Source organism: Shewanella sp. SW24 (genome assembly GCF_025653395.1).
Classification (GTDB): domain Bacteria; phylum Pseudomonadota; class Gammaproteobacteria; order Enterobacterales; family Shewanellaceae; genus Shewanella; species Shewanella oncorhynchi.
Genome location: NZ_JAKKSH010000088.1, coordinates 1 through 573, shown reverse-complemented (window position 1 = coordinate 573; position 573 = coordinate 1). Strand labels below are relative to the sequence as shown.

The 573-nt window shown below is 62.2% G+C and carries 1 protein-coding gene; it reads left to right on the top strand.

Annotation, left to right across the window (positions count from 1 at the left end; genetic code table 11):
- Positions 1-573, top strand: a 573-nt coding sequence (locus L5M17_RS23055) for a cadherin-like domain-containing protein (protein ID WP_263149291.1), incomplete at both ends; no start/stop codon positions are given.

The window sequence follows — 573 nt, the reverse complement described above, 5'->3', positions numbered from 1 at the left end:
TGTGACCCCTGTCACCGATGGCTTCACCGATGCCGATGAAACCCTGACCGTGGCTGAAGACAGTGGCGTCACCAATGGCTCCTTRCTCACCGGCACCACCAGTGTCGATGGCCCGCTCAGCATTCAGAGCTTCAGCGTCGCCGGACAAACCGGTCCGTTCACCCTGGGCACCGCCTACGTGATCGCCGGCCAAGGCACCCTGACGGTCAATGCCAACGGCACCTACAGCTTTGAGCCCGCCGCCAACTGGAACGGCAACTTCCCGGTTGTCACCTACACCGTCACCGACGGCGTTAGCACGGACACTTCGACCTTGAACATCGGTGTGACCCCTGTCACCGATGGCTTCACCGATGCCGATGAAACCCTGACCGTGGCTGAAGACAGTGGCGTCACCAATGGCTCCTTACTCACCGGCACCACCAGTGTCGATGGCCCGCTCAGCATTCAGAGCTTCAGCGTCGCCGGACAAACCGGTCCGTTCACCCTGGGCACCGCCTACGTGATCGCCGGCCAAGGCACCCTGACGGTCAATGCCAACGGCACCTACAGCTTTGAGCCCGCCGCCAACTG